The 18,290-nt window shown below is 39.2% G+C and carries 19 protein-coding genes; 9 read left to right on the top strand and 10 right to left on the bottom strand.

Translation table 11 applies throughout. From position 1 onward, the window contains the following. Nucleotides 1-265: 265 nt before the first annotated feature. From PaeCFBP13512_RS01185 to PaeCFBP13512_RS01175, 3 genes are all read left to right on the top strand, one after another. Complete coding sequence (locus PaeCFBP13512_RS01185) at nt 266-853, top strand: HEAT repeat domain-containing protein (protein WP_137220696.1); 588 nt, start codon at nt 266-268, stop codon at nt 851-853. A gap of 311 nt (nt 854-1,164) precedes the next feature. Continuing rightward, nucleotides 1,165-2,112 (top strand): serine/threonine protein kinase, encoded by a 948-nt coding sequence (locus tag PaeCFBP13512_RS01180; RefSeq protein WP_069329056.1) that lies wholly within the window; start codon nt 1,165-1,167, stop codon nt 2,110-2,112. 366 nt (nt 2,113-2,478) lie between these two features. Then, nucleotides 2,479-3,210 (top strand): YitT family protein, encoded by a 732-nt coding sequence (locus PaeCFBP13512_RS01175; protein ID WP_069329057.1) that lies wholly within the window; start codon nt 2,479-2,481, stop codon nt 3,208-3,210. A 51-nt stretch (nt 3,211-3,261) separates the two neighbouring features. Here PaeCFBP13512_RS01175 and PaeCFBP13512_RS01170 read toward each other — a convergent pair whose 3' ends face one another. Continuing rightward, nucleotides 3,262-4,464: an MFS transporter gene (locus tag PaeCFBP13512_RS01170; RefSeq protein ID WP_069329058.1), complete on the bottom strand. Its 1,203-nt coding sequence runs from the start codon at nt 4,462-4,464 to the stop codon at nt 3,262-3,264. Between the two features lie 122 nt (nt 4,465-4,586). On the opposite strand from PaeCFBP13512_RS01170, the gene PaeCFBP13512_RS01165 reads away from it, so the two are divergent. After that, a complete protein-coding gene (locus PaeCFBP13512_RS01165; protein ID WP_137220695.1) occupies nt 4,587-5,144 on the top strand; it encodes an RNA 2'-phosphotransferase in 558 nt (185 codons plus the stop codon). Between the two features lie 121 nt (nt 5,145-5,265). Here the strand turns inward: PaeCFBP13512_RS01165 and PaeCFBP13512_RS01160 are convergent, their stop codons facing one another. The 3 genes from PaeCFBP13512_RS01160 to hxlA form a co-directional block, all read right to left on the bottom strand. After that, nucleotides 5,266-6,282 (bottom strand): LLM class flavin-dependent oxidoreductase, encoded by a 1,017-nt coding sequence (locus PaeCFBP13512_RS01160; RefSeq protein WP_069329060.1) that lies wholly within the window; start codon nt 6,280-6,282, stop codon nt 5,266-5,268. Nucleotides 6,283-6,457: 175 nt separating this feature from the next. After that, nucleotides 6,458-7,030: a 6-phospho-3-hexuloisomerase gene (gene hxlB / locus PaeCFBP13512_RS01155; protein ID WP_137220694.1), complete on the bottom strand. Its 573-nt coding sequence runs from the start codon at nt 7,028-7,030 to the stop codon at nt 6,458-6,460. 4 nt (nt 7,031-7,034) lie between these two features. Then, complete coding sequence (gene hxlA, locus PaeCFBP13512_RS01150) at nt 7,035-7,667, bottom strand: 3-hexulose-6-phosphate synthase (RefSeq protein WP_069329062.1); 633 nt, start codon at nt 7,665-7,667, stop codon at nt 7,035-7,037. A 281-nt stretch (nt 7,668-7,948) separates the two neighbouring features. Between hxlA and PaeCFBP13512_RS01145 the strand changes: the two genes are divergently transcribed. Both PaeCFBP13512_RS01145 and PaeCFBP13512_RS01140 read left to right on the top strand, forming a co-directional pair. After that, nucleotides 7,949-8,317, top strand: coding sequence for a winged helix-turn-helix transcriptional regulator (locus tag PaeCFBP13512_RS01145; protein WP_069329063.1), 369 nt, complete (start codon nt 7,949-7,951; stop codon nt 8,315-8,317). Between the two features lie 220 nt (nt 8,318-8,537). Next, nucleotides 8,538-9,182, top strand: coding sequence for an SDR family oxidoreductase (locus PaeCFBP13512_RS01140; protein ID WP_069329064.1), 645 nt, complete (start codon nt 8,538-8,540; stop codon nt 9,180-9,182). Nucleotides 9,183-9,375: 193 nt separating this feature from the next. Here PaeCFBP13512_RS01140 and PaeCFBP13512_RS01135 read toward each other — a convergent pair whose 3' ends face one another. From PaeCFBP13512_RS01135 to PaeCFBP13512_RS01125, 3 genes are all read right to left on the bottom strand, one after another. Further along, complete coding sequence (locus tag PaeCFBP13512_RS01135; protein WP_137220693.1) at nt 9,376-9,555, bottom strand: hypothetical protein; 180 nt, start codon at nt 9,553-9,555, stop codon at nt 9,376-9,378. Nucleotides 9,556-9,736: 181 nt separating this feature from the next. Then, nucleotides 9,737-10,702 (bottom strand): peptide-methionine (S)-S-oxide reductase MsrA, encoded by a 966-nt coding sequence (gene msrA, locus PaeCFBP13512_RS01130; RefSeq protein WP_069329066.1) that lies wholly within the window; start codon nt 10,700-10,702, stop codon nt 9,737-9,739. A 243-nt stretch (nt 10,703-10,945) separates the two neighbouring features. After that, nucleotides 10,946-11,344 (bottom strand): LysM peptidoglycan-binding domain-containing protein, encoded by a 399-nt coding sequence (locus tag PaeCFBP13512_RS01125; RefSeq protein WP_137220692.1) that lies wholly within the window; start codon nt 11,342-11,344, stop codon nt 10,946-10,948. A 333-nt stretch (nt 11,345-11,677) separates the two neighbouring features. Between PaeCFBP13512_RS01125 and PaeCFBP13512_RS01120 the strand changes: the two genes are divergently transcribed. The 3 genes from PaeCFBP13512_RS01120 (at nt 11,678) to PaeCFBP13512_RS01110 (ending at nt 13,532) form a co-directional block, all read left to right on the top strand. Beyond that, entirely contained in the window at nt 11,678-12,640 is a 963-nt protein-coding gene (locus tag PaeCFBP13512_RS01120; RefSeq protein ID WP_069329068.1) for a Gfo/Idh/MocA family protein, read from the top strand. A gap of 33 nt (nt 12,641-12,673) precedes the next feature. Continuing rightward, nucleotides 12,674-13,048: a hypothetical protein gene (locus PaeCFBP13512_RS01115; RefSeq protein ID WP_069329069.1), complete on the top strand. Its 375-nt coding sequence runs from the start codon at nt 12,674-12,676 to the stop codon at nt 13,046-13,048. A gap of 223 nt (nt 13,049-13,271) precedes the next feature. Further along, a complete protein-coding gene (locus PaeCFBP13512_RS01110) occupies nt 13,272-13,532 on the top strand; it encodes an AbrB/MazE/SpoVT family DNA-binding domain-containing protein (protein ID WP_069329070.1) in 261 nt (86 codons plus the stop codon). 84 nt (nt 13,533-13,616) lie between these two features. Here PaeCFBP13512_RS01110 and PaeCFBP13512_RS01105 read toward each other — a convergent pair whose 3' ends face one another. The 3 genes from PaeCFBP13512_RS01105 to PaeCFBP13512_RS01095 form a co-directional block, all read right to left on the bottom strand. Beyond that, nucleotides 13,617-15,647 (bottom strand): sucrose-specific PTS transporter subunit IIBC, encoded by a 2,031-nt coding sequence (locus PaeCFBP13512_RS01105; RefSeq protein ID WP_069329071.1) that lies wholly within the window; start codon nt 15,645-15,647, stop codon nt 13,617-13,619. 2 nt (nt 15,648-15,649) lie between these two features. Then, nucleotides 15,650-17,140 carry a glycoside hydrolase family 32 protein gene (locus PaeCFBP13512_RS01100; protein ID WP_137220691.1) on the bottom strand — a complete coding sequence of 497 codons (1,491 nt, stop codon included), beginning with the start codon at nt 17,138-17,140 and terminating at the stop codon, nt 15,650-15,652. 105 nt (nt 17,141-17,245) lie between these two features. Beyond that, a complete protein-coding gene (locus tag PaeCFBP13512_RS01095) occupies nt 17,246-18,226 on the bottom strand; it encodes a LacI family DNA-binding transcriptional regulator (protein WP_137220690.1) in 981 nt (326 codons plus the stop codon). Nucleotides 18,227-18,290 lie beyond the last annotated feature (64 nt).

Here is an 18,290-nt window from a genome sequence, read left to right as displayed (position 1 = left end):
ATAATCATACATGTCATATTGATCACTCATTTTAAAATCTAAAAGCGCCTCTTATCCACTAAGAGACGCTTTTTCTATAGGTGTTAAGTAACCGTCGAACAATCATACCGATTTTTTTGATTTTAAATATTATTTCGCCTCAATATGTAACTTGTATGATTACTTTTTCTTACAATTTTTACTATAATGATTCGTTTATATCCATATATCGTTATAACTTAAGTAAGACTAACTCTATCCCAAGATTAAAGGAGGAGGTATTCGTATGAATGATATTCGTTTGTGCACGAAACCTAAGTTACGTTTTTTTGATATATTGGAAGCGCTATCAAAATTGCAATGTTTATCTACTTTAGAAGGAACACAGAAAACAAAGGAGCAACAGACGTCTGAATATTTCACATTTGTTATGGATGATCAGTCGACTTTGGTACATCTTATTAATGATCAATCGACCAGTATTCCTTATTTATTATTATCAGGCCCAGATCATCAGCAATTAGCATATCATTTATATCAAAGTGGTATGGTGTATTCAAGCAAAGATATTCAATATCGTTGTCTACATGATCAACATGTTGATGATCGAATCGATGCGATTTGTCGTTTGGGTATTGCTTCGTATGATGAAGCTTCATCTGAAGTGTTAGACATTTTCCAATTATATCTTCGTGATCCCGATGTACGTGTACGTCAATCCGCCGTATTTGCTACAAGTTTTATCGGCTGGCGAGAGTTTGAGGATATGTTAGTCTATACTGCTACACATGATCCTGATTCCAGAGTAGCCGAAATAGCTGAGAGTGCTTTACGGATTATGCGAGAAAGCGATTGGATCTCAGAACGTGCTTAATACGCATGAGTCGTAGCTCAATTGAAGTATTATCGAGTAACGTTGATAACCTTCATGAAATGGGAGATACTATAAATAAATCCGAAAAGTAGTGGGAAAAACAGCAAATGTTCTGCGATATTAAGAAAAAAGCAGAACATTTGCTGAAATTAATGAAATTTGTCAGAGAAATTGCTCACAATTGTCAAGTTTCATGCTAAAATATTTGTGTAGACAGCCATAATCAATGACTGTTATCCATATTCTTCACCGGCAGGGCGTAATATACATGGGGAACCGCTATGCTGTGGGAAGGTGCGAAGGGGTGTAGAATGAATAAAATAATAGTCAATCCGGCCCTTGCCCGAAACCATACACTTGCGAATACATATCAGATTCGCCGGACATTATCGGTTAGTGAATTATCTATCGTCTATGTAGCCAGACATATAGAACAGGGTACACTTCATGTAATCAAAGAATTTTTTCCAAGTGCATTGGTACAACGTAAAAAGGATCGTCGGCATATTGATTGTCATGAACCTGGTCTGGGTTCTAAATATAGAGAAATGTTGGAAACGTTTCGTTCTGAAGCTGAAATATTGAGTCAGATCAATCATCAAGGTATTATTCGCTATGTACAATATTTTGAAGAAAATGGTACAGCTTACCTTGTCACTGAATATTGCAAAGGCATCACATTGGATCAATTTATGGAAGAACATCCTACAGAAGTAACCAATGATTTTCTAGTAGAACGACTGGTTCCTGTTATTCGGGCATTGGAATACATACATAGTCTTGGTTATATTCATCGTGATGTGAGACCAAGTAATATTCTGATTGGAGAAGATGGACAGACCAAGTTGCTTGATTTTGGTTCGGCTGTGCGTTATCAAGAACGAACGCATACGATTCTGACGACAGCAGGATATTCACCGATTGAATTTTATTCAGGTCGCTCGGTACAAGGACCGGTATCAGATATTTATAGTTTGGCGGCTACACTGTATTTCTGCTGTCAGGGTAAAGCACCGATTGATGTACCTAAGCGTCTATTCCATGATACATTAGAGCCATTGCGTGATATGAACAAAGTATCTCCTATTTTAACAAGAGTAATTCATTGGGGATTGGCAGTCTCTGCACAGAAACGTTGTGCTTCTCTCAAATGGTTCAAAGTCGCTATGCGTGCTGAACGACTGTGGGAACGCAAATTTATTTTGATGAATGGTAAAAAGAAACTAGCAAATGATCACAAATCAACGATCAAAAAATAAATATCTTTAAAGCCTACATCTTTTTAATGTGTAGGCTTTTTTTACATGGAATATACAATCTTAGAAAATCTTTTACACAAGCAAGCTGTTTAGCATTAAGCTTCTTGTGGTATAATAAATTTAGCTTTAGAATCTATTAACGAAAGGATCAGGATACCATGGGTCCCCGAAGGATACTTCCCCAAAGGACGGTTTGGAAACGTTATGATCTCTCTTATACTTAGCTCTTCCGTAGAGAACAAGTCACTATAGACCAACTCTAACGGAAGAGGGAATCATGTATGCGAAGGACAAAGTCCTCCAAGTTTGCCTCACGTAGGAGTCGGTCGATATCGATCAAACTTACGAGAAATAGAGGGAGCTTGTATGAGGAGAAAACAAATGGATAAAACAGTATTAAGGCAGATTGCCATAATACTGCTTGGAACTTTGATTTTAGCGTTTGCTTATTATCACATTAATGTTCAGAATCAATTGTCAGAAGGCGGATTTGTCGGCTTAGCCCTATTAGGTAAATATGCATTTGGATGGTCACCAGCTTGGACAGCCTTGTTGTTGGATATTCCAGTGATATTACTTGCATGGTGGTTGAAAGGTCGCAGATTCATGTTATTTACACTGATTGGAGCACTATCGTTTTCACTATTTTACTCATTATTTGAGCAATTATCGTTGTTTGTGGTGGACCTGCACGGTAACCTGCTAGCAGCCGCAGTCTTATCTGGGTTGTTAACCGGTCTAGGAGCAGGAATCGTTCTACGATATGGTGGGGCGACCGGAGGCGATGATGTGTTGTCCAAATTAATCAGTGATTGGAGTGGCTGGAAGATCGGTAACGTATTTTTTGCAAGTGATGCGATTGTGTTATTGATCTGTTTGTTCTATTTACCGCTTAAAGAAACAATGTATACTGTTCTTGCAGTATGGATTGCTGGTAAAGTGATCACATGGACAATGACAACATCTTGGCAAATACGTTATGTACTACCGATTAAGCGCACTTCCACATTAGCTGTATCTGTGAGTAAAGCAGCTGTAAAACCTATAGCATCTACTCCACAGTCACTACAAATCAATAATAAGAGCATCAAAGTATAAATAAAAGCCGTTCAGTAGATCTTAACGATCATTGAACGGCTTTTTGCTATTTTATTTGACAAGTGCTCTTTTTTCAACCAAATAATAACTAAGGATAGATCCTAAAATACCGACTACAGCAACAGCGCCACCAATCAGTGGAACGTAAGGTAAGCCGAGATGGGTAATAACAACGCCACCGAGAAAAGCACCACCTGCATTCCCCAAATTCAATGCAGAGTGACTGGAAGTGGCTGCAAGTCTTGGCGCTTCATGGGCTAGATTCATAATACGAATCTGAATACCTGGCATGATACCAAAGGCCGCTGCACCCCAGAGAAATACGAATAGAAGCGTTAAGATCTGATTGTGAAGAACAGTAGATAGAATAACCAGCAAGATCACTAGAATGGTAAATGTTACGATCAATGAAGGCATTAACTTCCAATCGGCTAGCTTACCGCCTATAATATTACCTAATGTTACACCTACACCAAACATCACTAGAATCCATGTGACACTATGTTCTTGGAATCCGCTCACATCGGTGAGTAGAGGCGTAATGTAGGTAAATACAGTAAACATACTTCCACAGCCAAAAGCACCAGTGAATAAAATAAGCAGAACTTGCGGATTGATCAGACTACGGAATTCTTTGGCAAGGCTAGAAGGCCCTGATTGCTCGATCTTTGGAATGAGGAAAAAGATACCGACTAGCGAAATCATTCCCATAATCGTTATCGCACCGAAAGAAGCACGCCAGCCTAAATATTGTCCGATAAAGGTACCGAAAGGAACGCCGATAATATTAGCGATGGTAAGTCCAGCGAGAACCATCGAGACGGCACTGGCTCGTTTTTCCGGTCGTACCAATCGTGCAGCTATCAATGAACTTGCTCCCAGAAAAGTACCGTGTGCTAATGCAGTAACTAGACGCGAAGCCATTAACAGACTATAGTTTGGAGCGATGACAGCAAGTGCATTACCCAGTATAAAAATAATCATAAGCAGACAGAGCAATTGTTTCTGCGGAATGCGATGCGTTAATACCGTCAGTACAGGAGCGCCGACAGCCACTCCAAGCGCATAGCTGGTAATGAGTTGCCCTGCTTGTGGAATAGTGACTTGAAGATCACTGGCTACATTAGGCAGTAAACCCATGATCACAAATTCAGTCATGCCGATCGCAAAAGCACCAGCAGTGAGACAGAATAGTGCTGCCGGGAAACGATCATTTTGCGGTGAAACTTGTTCTTGCGTAACAGATGGTTGCATACATTCTCTCCTATTTTCTGAAATGTGCTATTTTTTCTCTATATTTTCTGTATGTACATAGTAACATTTAAAATTCAAAGTGAGTATAGATGTACCCAAATCCAACTTAAAGGAGCTTTCTAATGTTAACAGCCAAACAAGAGGTGCAATTAAGTAAATATATGAGTTTGATTTTGCGACATACCCCTGAGCAATACGGCATTGTACTTGATGCTCGTGATGGTTCTTGTCCTTTAGAAGAATTAGTACATGTGTTACGTGAGCAAAAAGGATGGAGCGATATTACGGAAGCTGATATTCGTCAGGTTGTTGAACAATCAGACAAACAGCGTTTTGAAATCAACGATAATCGGATCAAAGCAAGATATGGGCATAGCCATACCCAAGTTCAATACGAACAAGGAACACCACCAGCGATCCTATATCATGGCACTCATGAACAAGCAGTAACAGCAATAGAGCAGCAAGGTCTTTTGCCTATGAATCGTCAGTATGTCCATTTATCAGCCAGTACACATTTTGCAGAATTAGCAGGGAAGCGTAGAGGATCATTAGTGCTTTTACAAGTAGATACGGTTCAAGCAATTGCAGAAGGTGTAACGTTTTATTTTGCAGGTCATGAAGTCTGGTTGTCTGGTCCTATTCCTGCGCATTGTCTTACACGTGTAACTAAGGGCTAATCATATAGATGTAGGGATAAGCCAATTCAATCTACGTCATAAAAGTCAAAGAAAAGGGGAGCGATCATACATCGCTCCCTTTATCATCTTAAGTTGTAATCTATTAGATCGTCAAAAAGACTTAAGCTTGTAGTTCAAACGCTTCTGCTAGTAAACGATATGATTTTAATCGAGCTTCCGTATTGTGGATAGCAGATACGACGAGCAATTCGTCAGTCTGAAAATCTTTGGCAAACTGAAGCATTTTTTCTTTTACTTGATCAGGTGTACCCACTACACGAAAACGACGAGTATCTTGAATATGTGCGATTTCAGAATTGGTATACGGATATTCTGCTGCTGTTTTGGCAGAAGGGAGATAAGGCATCGGACGATTTTCACGCAACATCAAGAAATAGAGATCATTACTACGCATATGATATTCTGCTTCTTCTTCTGTCTCTGCACAGGACACCGTGATTGCTGCTAATGACTTGGGTGTAGAAGACATGAGTGATGGTTTGAAGCTTTCTTTGTAATGAGCTACAGCATCTTCTCCACCTACTGTTCCAAAAAACTGAGCAAACGCATAAGAAGCACCTGTCATCGCCGCTAGATCAGCTGTTCCGCCACTAGAACCGAGTAACCATAATTCAGGAGCAGTCTCAATACTTGGTTCAGCAATCAATCCAGGAAAACGATGATCTGCTGGCAAAGCATCATTCAGATAAGCAATCAAATCGACAATCTGTTGAGGATAACGATCTGATGCATGCATAGAAGGGAATTTGCCTTCTTGAAGAGCACGTGTAGCTAAAGGCATACCTCCAGGAGCACGACCTACACCTAGATCAATACGATTAGGGTATAAAGCTTCGAGTAGACGGAAATTTTCAGCTACTTTGTAAGCACTATAGTGAGGAAGCATAATACCACCTGAGCCAACACGAATCCGTGAAGTCAGTGCGGCTACATGAGCGATTAATACTTCAGGGCTTGAGTGAGCCAGACTTGGAGACGCATGATGTTCTGACATCCAGAATCTTGAAAAGCCTAAACGATCTGCTTCTTGCGCTAATTTTAATGTGTTGGCTAGAGCATCTTTGGCATCTTCGCCTTCGTTAATATGGGATTGATCCAGTACGCCTAATTTCAACATATATAGTCACCTCTGTGTAGGATTAAAGTATGATCATTGTAACTTTTCAATACTACGTTACTTTAATAGTGTAACCTAAATAGTCTGTCTTGTCCCATCGCACACAAAAAATCCACAAAAGGAGGGGAATCCTTCTGTGGATTAAAGATATCAAATAAAGAGTATCTACATCGTTCTATTCTAAATTAGCATGATTGGTAAACATGGCCGCGGAGTCGCCACCACGATGCTCCATTAAGCGAAGCATTAATCCATCGAAAAATAATAATACAGTCTGTTCAAACAATGAACCCATCGGTTGAACCGTCTCATATTGATTATGATCAGCAGGATCTTTAGGAGAACCAGGCAATTTGACCGTTAATGCAGATTTCTGACCGATCGTTGATTCAGGAAAAATCGTCACTGCGGCAATCGTTACTTCAGCTTGTTGCGCTTTTTCAGCCATCAACACGAGACCTTGTGTTTCTCCTGAACCGGAAGCGATAATCAGCAGATCACCTTTTCCAGCACGCGGAGTAACCGTCTCACCAACCACATAAGCTTTCAGTCCCAATTGCATTAAGCGCATAGCTAATGCTTTTGCCATAAGACCGGAGCGTCCTGCACCAGCTACAAAGACTTGGCGTGCTGACAAAATCTGTTGTACCAGTGCTTCTGCTTCGACTTCAGGAATAGCCGCAAGTGTACGTTCTAATTCTTGAATAATACGGTCGAAATGTTTGGAGATTCCTGCTTGGTTACTCATCGTATTACCCTTGAGTGATCAAGTCGCGGATTTTAGAAGCTACGCCAGCTTTATCGTCTTGACCTGTAATTCCGCCACCCACGATGATTAGATCAGGGTTAGCTTTGATTGCTTCTGGCAATGTTTCTAATTTGATACCACCAGCGATAGCAGTTTTAGAGTTTTTAACTACACTTTTGATTGTAGCTAAGTCTTCAAACGGATTTTGACCTGCTGCTTGACCGTCATAACCTGTGTGTACACAGATATAGTCTACACCTAGTGCGTCTAATTCTTTAGCACGAGTTGCGATATCTTTAACATTGATCATATCAACCAATACTTTGCTACCTTGTTTTTTAGCTTCGTCTACACAACCTTTGATTGTAAGGTCATTACTTGCGCCTAGAACAGTTACGATGTCTGCACCAGCTTCAGAAGCTTTCATTACTTCATAACCGCCTGCATCCATAATTTTAAGGTCAGCTAATACTTTCAAGTGAGGGAAAGCTTCTTTCATAGCTTTAACTGCATGAAGACCTTCGTTAATTACGATCGGTGTACCAATTTCTACGATATCAATAAAAGGTGCTACTTCTTTTACAAGAGCAATACCTTCAGGGATGTTAACCAAGTCTAACGCTAATTGAAGTTCCATAATATATAATTCCTCCTAGTTGTATGTTGCGTTCGTTCTACCTATCGTTCAATGATGACTCCTAATGATCAGATCATTATTCCACACAAAGTGGATAGCCATCATCGACGTATTGCTAGTATAAATCAAAAGGTGCTATTTCCGTAAGTACGCACTTTTTAATTACATAGTGTCTAAAAGTATACTGTCAGCACTTTTTTAGTTATAATAGAGAGATCATAAAGAAATAGAACTGTGTAGCAGACCATACTAGAGCATATGTTATTATCCTAATTGGAGGAATCTCAATCATGCGTGAACGTATATTTAATTGTGAGAAAGAATTAACCCTATCGGTCATCGGGGGGAAATGGAAGATGTTAATCTTATGGCATCTGGGTAAAAGCGGTACAAAACGATTCGGCGAACTTAAAGCTTTGATTCCTGGAATCACTCAACGGATGTTAGTCAGTCAATTGCGTGAACTGGAAGAAGACTTGATTGTTCATCGTGAAGTCTATCCTGTTGTTCCGCCTAAAGTAGAATATTCGTTAACTGAAATGGGCGAAACATTGATGCCAATTTTGGATGCGATGTATAACTGGGGCAAACATTATATGGATGTGGCAGAGATCGAACCTGTGGAGATCAAGCCTGCTTCATGGAATTAATTTATAAACTGGATAAATATAAGTCAGTACAATAAAAGCGAGCAGAGATCGGTAGTTAATGACCGTGTATGCTCGCTTTTTGCTATATGTAAAAAGTGTATATGATCGTTAGCATATGACTTCTGTGAGGACAATTTAAAGCGATATAGAATAAATAGTGTGTAATTGGGGTATACATAGTAAAGACCGAATCTTTTTTGCCTATAGGAGGACAATAACAATGAATATCGCAATTATTGGAGCTAATGGACAGATTGGTAAAATCTTAACTACTCAATTAGCAGCAAATCAACATAAAGTCAGTGCTGTTATCCGCAAGCCTGAACAAGCAGAAGCATTAGAAAAAGTAGGTGCACAAGCTGTACTTGCTGATCTTGAAGGATCGGTAGAGGATCTAACCAAAGTACTTCAAGGAGCAGATGCAGTTGTTTTTGCAGCAGGTTCTGGCGGAAGCACAGGCGCAGACAAAACGTTACTGATTGATCTGGATGGAGCTGTCAAGAGTATGGAAGCTGCGGAAAAAGCAGGGATTTCACGCTTTATTCTAGTCAGTGCATTATATGCAGAAGATCGTACACAATGGCCAGACGATATGAAAACCTATTATGTAGCCAAACATTATGCGGATAAAATGTTAGAAGCGAGTTCACTGGATTACACGATTATTCGTCCGGGTGGACTATTGAATGATGCAGGTACAGGTAAAGTTAAACTGGTTGAACATTTAGGAGAAAAAGGCAGTATTCCACGCGAAGATGTTGCTTCAGTGATTGCTAGCATTTTAGACCAGTCCAGTACGTACCGCCGTTCGTTTGACCTTGTATCCGGTGACGATACAGTTGAGCAAGCGATTCAATCTGTATAAAAGAATATTATATTGAAGTAAACAGCTAAATTTATTGATCATATCAAAGCAACAAAAAAGCACAGGCTTATATAGTCTGTGCTTTTTTCATTATTTTTATTTATGATCGATTAAAAAAACGTTGTCTACAAAAAAACGGGGGATAATGAATATTCATACTCATTATCCCTCGTTATATAGTATTAAGATTGTTTTAATCTGATTTAGGATGATCTTTATCCCATTCTTCAGCTTTGGCAGTAGCAATAGCGATCGCTCGACCTTCTTCATAACCTTCATCGAGTAAAGCATTGGCAATCTCAATCGCTTTATGACGTACACGAGTATCTAAATTTTTCATAGATGGGGGATAATCTCCGTTAGTCCACGGCATTATAAACACTCCTTTAGATAAGATAGAATACGTAATCACATGCTCCATAAACATGTTTGCATCGAAAAAAAGATGCTATGTATTCATTTTACCCGTTTCAGATCAGACGAAACGGTACTATGATCAAACAAAAAGGCTCTCACCTTAGAGGTAAGAGCCTTTAGCTATTCATCTATTAAACTTAAGCTTCTTGGAACATCGCTTTGTATTCGCTATATCCTTCAGCTTCCAAATCTTCTTTTGGAACAAAGCGTAGAGCTGCCGAGTTAATACAATAACGTAGACCATTCGGTCCCGGACCATCGTCAAATAAATGACCTAGATGAGAATCAGCTTCACGACTACGTACTTCGGTACGAACCATAAAGTGACTCAAATCCATATTTTCTTTGACTTGATAATCACGAATTGGACGGCTAAAGCTTGGCCATCCGCAACCAGAATCGAATTTGTCTAGTGAACTAAACAGTGGCTCGCCTGATACGATATCGACATAGATACCTTCGCCATGATGATCCCAGAACTCATTTTTAAAAGCAGGTTCTGTTCCATTTTTTTGTGTAACATGATATTGGATTTCGGATAATTTATTTTTTAGATCACTTTTATCAAGTTTGGTAGACCAATGCTCGTTGATAAAAGCATCTCGACCGGAACCTTTACGATAGCGTTTGTAATGACCTGTATTTTTTTTGTGATAATCTTGATGATATTCTTCAGCTTCATAAAATGTTTGAGCTGGTTCGATCGGTGTAACGATCGGCTTATCAAAGCGACCACTAGCAGCTACTTCTTGTTTGGAGATTTCTGCTAACTCCCGTTGTTCTTCTGTGTGATAATAGATCGTTGTGCGGTAAGAAGAACCACGATCGTAGAATTGTCCACCTTCATCGGTAGGATCTATTTGTTGCCAGTACAATTCTAACAATTTGGTATAAGGGAAAATAGCTGGATCGTATACGATTTGTACAGCTTCAGCATGACCTGTTGTTTCAGTACATACTTCTTTGTACGTAGGATTTTCGGTGTGTCCACCTGTATAACCGGAGCGAATACTGATGATGCCTGGTAGTTCTTCAAAAGGAGATACCATGCACCAGAAACATCCGCCTGCAAAAGTAGCCTTTTCATATTGTGAGTTGCTCATTTATCGTTCACTCCATTTCTTTAAATAAATAATTAAAATTTAAATCATATATAATATCTTACACTATATAAAACCCAAAAAAACAGTGCATTCAAACATTAGATACGTAAAAATTGTTGATTTGGATGATATCTATTTATAAATATAGGGAGAAAAAACCGCCGACATGTAGCCATGTGAGCGGTTGTTGGTTATATTTTAATTGTTATTAATTATCCGTTTGGCCGATCAGATGGATAATTCTTATTTTTGCGGAATAGTCAATTGGTATCCAGCAGGCAAAAGATTGTTAGCAGCAATCAATTCATCTACAGTGACACCGTATTGAGCAGCGATTTCAGTCAAGCTAGCACCTTGAGGAACAATCACAGTTGTTGCTGTTTTAGCAGGTGTTACAGCTGGAGTTGTTTCTTCAGTTGTTGTGTTAGCTGTTCCGAACATAGCTTCTACTTGTTTTGAAACTGCTGTTTGGTAAGCTAAGTTATCTGCACGTTGTTCTGCTTTATCTTTTGCTTTTTGGTGATTACTTGTATCTGCAGCAGCTGATACTTGACTTGCTCCTAGTGGTGCAACCAAAGCAACAGCACCCAAGCTAGTAGCTAAAGCAGTAGACAATAAAACTTTTTTAAATGTGGATTTCATATTAATTTCTCCTCTGTAATTACATAATTTTTTATAACTTACTTTCATTTAGTAACTTTATGATATAAATATATCACCATCATTCGACAATTGCAATAGATTGTGTATATTTTCTTGATGTTATTTTTAAATGGTTTGCTCATCGTGTTGTATACTCTTATTATAAGCTTTGCGATTAAATTCACATGAGGGATAGCTTAAAACCATATGAAATTTCAATATAAATCCAATAAAGATAAAATAAAGTGACTTTTATATTCGATCGGTTACCTCTATAGTAGAATAAGATGTAACCATAATATCTATACTTATGATCAAAGGAGAATCTATAGTATGAAACAACACGATCACAAAAGTGGTAAGCGTAAACGGATTGCTTTGATCGGTATAGGGGATATTGCTCGTAAAGTATATTTACCATTACTTATCAATCGTGTAGATATAGAAGTAGTCGGTGTAGTCAGCCATTCTCAGCAGACTGTGCGTCAGACGATGGATACTTTTCGCTTAACACAGGGGAGTACTAGAGTCGAAGATATTGAAAAATGGGAATTAGATGCTGTATTTGTACATAGCCCTACATTCACTCATTATGATATTGTAATGAAATGTCTAAGTTACGGATTGCCTGTATATGTAGATAAGCCATTGTCTTACGAAATCGAAGAAGCCCGTCATATGACTGCAACAGCAGAGCAGAAAGACTTACTGCTAGCTGTAGGCTTTAATCGTCGGTTTGCTCCATTATATATGAACGCTTATGCCTGGCTGGCAGAAGCAGGTGGTTTCGAATTATGTGAAGTGGTCAAACATCGTACCCGTCTCCAAAGTTTACCTGCCAAAGAAACGGTCTATGATGATCTGATTCATATGTTGGATTTATTAATGTGGTTGGGTAATGATACTTATGCTGTAATGGCTCATCAGCTTCGTCAGCAAGGGAACGGCAATGGCCCTATGCTTCATGCTTCGGGAATGCTTTCGTTAGGGAACGGGCGTTATGGGAGCTATACAATGGCACGCAGTGCAGGGATCGATATGGAACGATTGATTTTGCACGGCGGCGGACGTTCTGCAGAAGTGATGAATATGGATAGCGCTTATTTATATGAAAAAGATATGTTACCTCAGCATCAACAATTTGGAAGCTGGGAAACGATATGGGAACGGCGCGGGTTTATGGGCGTGGTTGATCATTTTCTAGATCGCTTATCGACACCTGAACAATGCAGTATACGTGCAGACTTGGTATTAGAATCACATATTTTAGCAGACCGATTAACATCAGATTTGTAAAAGAAATCGTCAATATAGAAAGGATGCAATAAGATGGATGATTATGATTACGACAATTTAACAAGTAAAGAGCAACAGAAATTACGAGAAGAGCAGATTGTACAGAGTTATCGTCAAGATGAAGATATGATGATTCTGGTATTCGCTCAGTGGTGTGTGAATCGTGGATTCGATGCCAAAGAATTATATCAGACGGCTTATCCTGATCAAGTGGACAATCCACGTCTGCAACAAGGGATTAATCTTACCGTTCCTAAAGAAGAAGCAGGTGATATTCCTGACGACACATTATTTGGGGTGTTGTCGATGTATGGAAATGAAGATTTAGCGTTAGTGATTAGTGAAGCGATAGAGACAAGAGCCTCAACAGAGCGCCGACTTGCTTCCCAAGAAACAGAAAAAGAGTAGAATACCCATGTGTACAAAGCTTTTGTTATTTCCTGAAAATTAAAGGAAATAGCAGAAGCTTTTATTTATTTTTTGCAAATTTTAAAATTTTAACTTGGCATATGACACTTAATATGATTTAATAATAACTATTACGATTTGAAAAAAATGTAGAAAATTGTAGAATGATATATAATAGTGTCATATAGGGGTTATATAAATATATAATTGGAGGAGAAATAACATGATGAAAGCAACTGGTATTGTAAGAAAAGTAGATGAATTGGGACGGGTCGTTATTCCTATCGAATTGCGTCGTGTCATGAATATCGATGTAAAAGACGGTTTGGAGATTTTTGTCGATAGTGATCGCATTATTTTGAAAAAATATGAGCCTTCTTGCATCTTCACAGGCGATTCAGAAGACTTGATCTATTTCAAAGGTAAAATGATTAGCCGTAATGCTATTGAAGAGTTGATGGAAGCTTACCGTACTCAACGTTAATGTTCAACTTTGGCTATAAATAATATGAAACCTGATCCTACGCAACATTTGTATATGCGTAGAATCAGGTTTCTTTTTTGATTTTTATGAATGAAGAGTATAGGTGACTTGCATAATAGAATCTTGATTAGCACGTACTTGCTGAAGTTCAGCAGGTTGAATATTCTGAATATGTTCGATCCCGTCGGGCACAATCACAGGTGTAATAATAGATAGACCTGAAGATTGAATCATAGCAGTATCGAATTCGATCAATAATTGTCCTGCTTGAATGGTATCCCCGGATTGTATATGAAGGGTGAATCCTTGTCCTTTCAAAGAAACCGTATCCAGTCCAATATGAATTAATAATTGTACACCACTACTGTGCTCAAGAATAATCGCATGCTTACTCTTATCCATCACATGGGCGACTGTTCCATCGAATGGAGCATATAACTTGCCTTCATCCGGTTGAATCGCAATTCCTTCACCCATATGCTTGCCTGCAAAAGCAGGGTCAGGTACATTTTCGAGATGAACCAATGTACCGCTGATAGGAGCGATTATATCTAACACCTTAGTGCTTGTAGCAGAAGTATTTACTTGATTAGAGTGCGAAGATGTAGCTGTTTGATTATCATTAGAAGCAGATGATACAGATTCAACAGAAGAAGTAGAATGTACTTCTTGTACAGCAGTAGGCGTAGAGCCGGAAGCAGTTCCTGATACGGTTGCTGTAGATGCTGTGACTACTTTGTCTTTATAACCAAATAACCATGTTAACGTAAATGCTATTGCAATCGCTACTACATTACACAAAATATAAAGTGGAAGTTGGCTATTCAAATACAGCAATGTTCCTGGAATCACTGTAATTGCCATACCTGTTCCTGCTAAATGGAACAAAGAAGCCATAAATCCACCTACGCCGCCACCGATCAATCCCATAATAAATGGCTTCATATATCGTAAGTTCACTCCAAAAATCGCAGGCTCTGTGATTCCTAGAAAAGCAGAGAACGAAGAAGGAAGGGCTAATGCTTTGAGCTTATTGTCTTTGGTTTTGAGACCTACAGCTAGACAAGCTCCACCTTGAGCCGCCATCGCACAGGTGATAATAGCGTTAAATGGGTTAACTCCTGTTCTTTCTAATAATTGAATCTCCAAGAAGTTGAAAATGTGATGCACACCTGTAACTACAATAATTTGATGCAAAGAACCGATTAATAGCCCTGCAATTCCATAAGGCATATCTAATACATAGATCGTAGCATTCAAAACAACAGATTCCAGTGAGTGGAAAATAGGACCGATTGCGAACAGCCCAAGTGTAATCATAATCAGTAATGTCAGGAATGGAGTTAAGATTAGATCAATCGCTTCAGGAATCCGCTTACGTAAAGCTTTTTCTAATTTGGCTCCAATCAAACCGATGACAAATGCCGGTAAAACAGAACCTTGATAACCGACAACAGGAATAAATCCAAACATCGTTAATGGATGAGCAGACCCATCGGCGACCGAATAAGCATTAGGTAGAGCAGGGTTGACGAGCATAAGGCCAAGTACAATCCCTAATACAGGACTTCCGCCGAACACCCTAAAAGCAGACCAGGCAACAAGTGCAGGTAAAAAGGCAAATGCAGTATCCGTTAAAACTTGTGTAAATAAAAGAAAGTTAGCTGGAATATGATCAGGTGTAATACCGAATAAAGCTAGGATCTGAGGTTGTGTTAATAATCCTCGTAATCCCATAAATAAACCGGTAGCGACAAGAACCGGAATAATAGGAACGAACACATCGCCAAATGTACGAATAGAACGTTGGAAAAAGTTGCCGGCATTCTTACTTTGACTTTTAATATCGTCTTTGGAAGTACTTTCGACACCTAATTTCTCAACTTCTTCAAAAATACGATTAACTGTACCTGTACCAAAAATAATCTGGTACTGTCCGGAGTTGAAAAAAGCACCTTTAACTTTATCAATATTTTCAGTGCGCTCCTGATCAATCAGCTCTTCGTTATGTACCATAATCCGCAAGCGGGTTGCACAATGAGCAAAAGATGCAATATTATCTTTACCTCCGACAGCTTCGATCACCTGTTGAGCAATTTTTTGATTTTCAGACATGATTACTGTTCCCCCTTATCGATCAAATCCCATTGTGTAACATCAAAACAAGCACTCCCATGTTCTGCAAATAAAGCAAATCCTGTACTGTTCAATTGTGGAAAGATGCGTGAAGTGAATACGTTACGACCATCATTGACAAAAACTTCAATCGAAGAAGTATCCATAAATAAATGTAGCGTTACTATTCCTTCTTCTAGCGGTAAACTACAGCTTCGAGTCGTTCCATACTCCAGTGCAAGGGATTGACCGGACAAGGTGCGATCTAACGTTAGTTTTTCAAGTGCAGGTTCGTAATACAGAACTGTTTTTTCATCTGTGCCCACTCGTACTTCGATCCCTACTTTATCAGCTTGAATATCACTGATCTGAATAAGCATTTCGTAATGAATACCTTCTATAGAAGAAATCAGATCACGATGATGATGAACAGTGCGATGTACATGAGACTGTTGTCCACGTAGCTGACTCAGTTCTGCAACTGGACGCTGTCTAAGCTGACCATCTTCAATTGATAATTCACGTGGCAACGTGAGACAGTGTGCCCATCCTTGAGTATCTGTAGGATAGTCGATCTCTGGCATTCCGAGCCAACCGACGAGCAGTCTGCGTCCATCGGGAGCAAGTGTAGTCTGTGGAGCATAGAAATCGAATCCATGATCTAACTCATAAAACTCTCCATGATCAAACTGTCGCGTATTCAGATCAAGCGGAGTACCGATCATATAACCCGACTGATAAATATTCTGAAACTGATCTCCGATGGTTGCTAACCCTTGCGGAGAAAATAAAAATACACCTTGCTGATCCAATTCAAAGTAATCCGGACACTCCCACATATAGCCAAATGAAGGTAACGCCGTATTTAACTCCCCTTGAAAAGTCCATTCTTGTAGATCAGGTGATTGATAAAGAACCGCACATCCCGTCTGATCGATCCGCTGTGCTCCAATGACACAGTAATAATATTCTCCATCTTGCCAGACTTTAGGATCACGGAAATGATCGGTATACCCAGCAGGTACTTTGTCGATAACAGGAGGGAGCTTGGTGATCACACCTTGTTGATCCATAGTCGCCATACATTGAAATGGATAACGCTTCCAATCTGTGTTACGCGTATTACCGGTATACATTAGATACAGTAGATTGTCTTTTTCTATAGCGCTTCCAGAATAGGCACCATGAGAATCATATATCGTATCTGGAGCCATACCGATCCCTTTATTATTCCAATGCACCAGATCAGTAGAAGAAGTATGATACCAGTATTTGATACCATGTTGGGTGCCTAGTGGGAACCATTGATAGAAAAGATGATATTCTCCATTAAAAAAGGAAAATCCGTTAGGATCATTTAGTAACCCTGCTTCAGGTTGAATATGAAAAGCTTGTCGCCACGGACTCTGATCGGCTAATTGTTTTAAGGCTTCCCATTCGCCAGTCTCTGCTTCATGAAGCTTACGGTATAACTGAGTTCTGTTCATTTTCATAGTGTGTTCTCCATACTTATTCATCATATTCTTTTTACGGAACCGGTTCCAAATTAGATCAAAAAAATACATCGGAACCGGTTCCAATGTATTATAAGTCGGTATTTAGCGATTGTCAACGCTTTCTCTGACAAGTAGTTCGCATGTTGAAATGGATGTGTTTTTTACCGATTGCCCTTGAATCATTTGAATCAGGTTAGTCGCTGCGAGTTGCCCGGCTTCTTTGTAATGAAATTTGACGGTAGTCAAAGCAGGATGCATAAGCTCAGTGATATCGTACCCACCGAATCCGGTCACTGATAAGTCAGTCGGAATATCAATTTTTCTAGAAAGTGCGGCTTTGAATACACCAATGGCTATATTATCGGTTGCTGCAACCACAATAGAAGGAGTCCACTGATCAAGTAGATGATGGGCTGCAATGACCGCTTGATCCATACGAAATCCTGATTCGTAATAACGAATATCATAATCTGTATACTCCTGAAGAGCTTGTTGAAAGCCAAGCTTACGCTGAATACCTACTGCATCATCTTGTTCAGTGACCCCTAGATAAGCGATCTGACGATGCCCTTTAGACAGTACATATTTGCCTAGTAGATAACCAGCTTGACGATCATCATGAATAACACTATGTAGCTGTTTATCATCTTGACCAATCAAGACAACAGGAATATTGCATTTGGCTATCGCTTGACGATGTTCATCTGTGATTTGAGCCGCCATAAATAGTAAGCCTGAAATCTTTTGCCGAGAAAATTCATAAATAGCTTCAATCTCACGCGTGGTTTCTTGATTAGCATTAGCTAATAGCATCTGGTACTGCTCTTGACGTAATGTATCATCGATCCCCATTAACATTTGAGAAACAGCAAAAGAATCCAGCCGCGGTACAATAATGCCGATAATACTTGTTTTTTTCGCTTTTAAGCTTCGAGCAAATGTATTCGGTACATACTGATGTTGTTTAATAATGCGTTCGATTTTTTCTTTAGTTTCTTCACTCACCGAGCCGCCATTGAGGTACCGAGAAACAGTACTTTTGGCAACACCAGCGGCTTGAGCGATATCAATAATCGTTTTCATAGTTATATACTCCTTATAAAGATCAAAAATGATCGTATATCTACTTATATTTGCTATAGTTATA

It is taken from the genome of Paenibacillus sp. CFBP13512, from assembly GCF_005233705.1.
Classification (GTDB): domain Bacteria; phylum Bacillota; class Bacilli; order Paenibacillales; family Paenibacillaceae; genus Saccharibacillus; species Saccharibacillus nuruki.
This window is presented reverse-complemented; position numbering and strand designations above follow the sequence as displayed.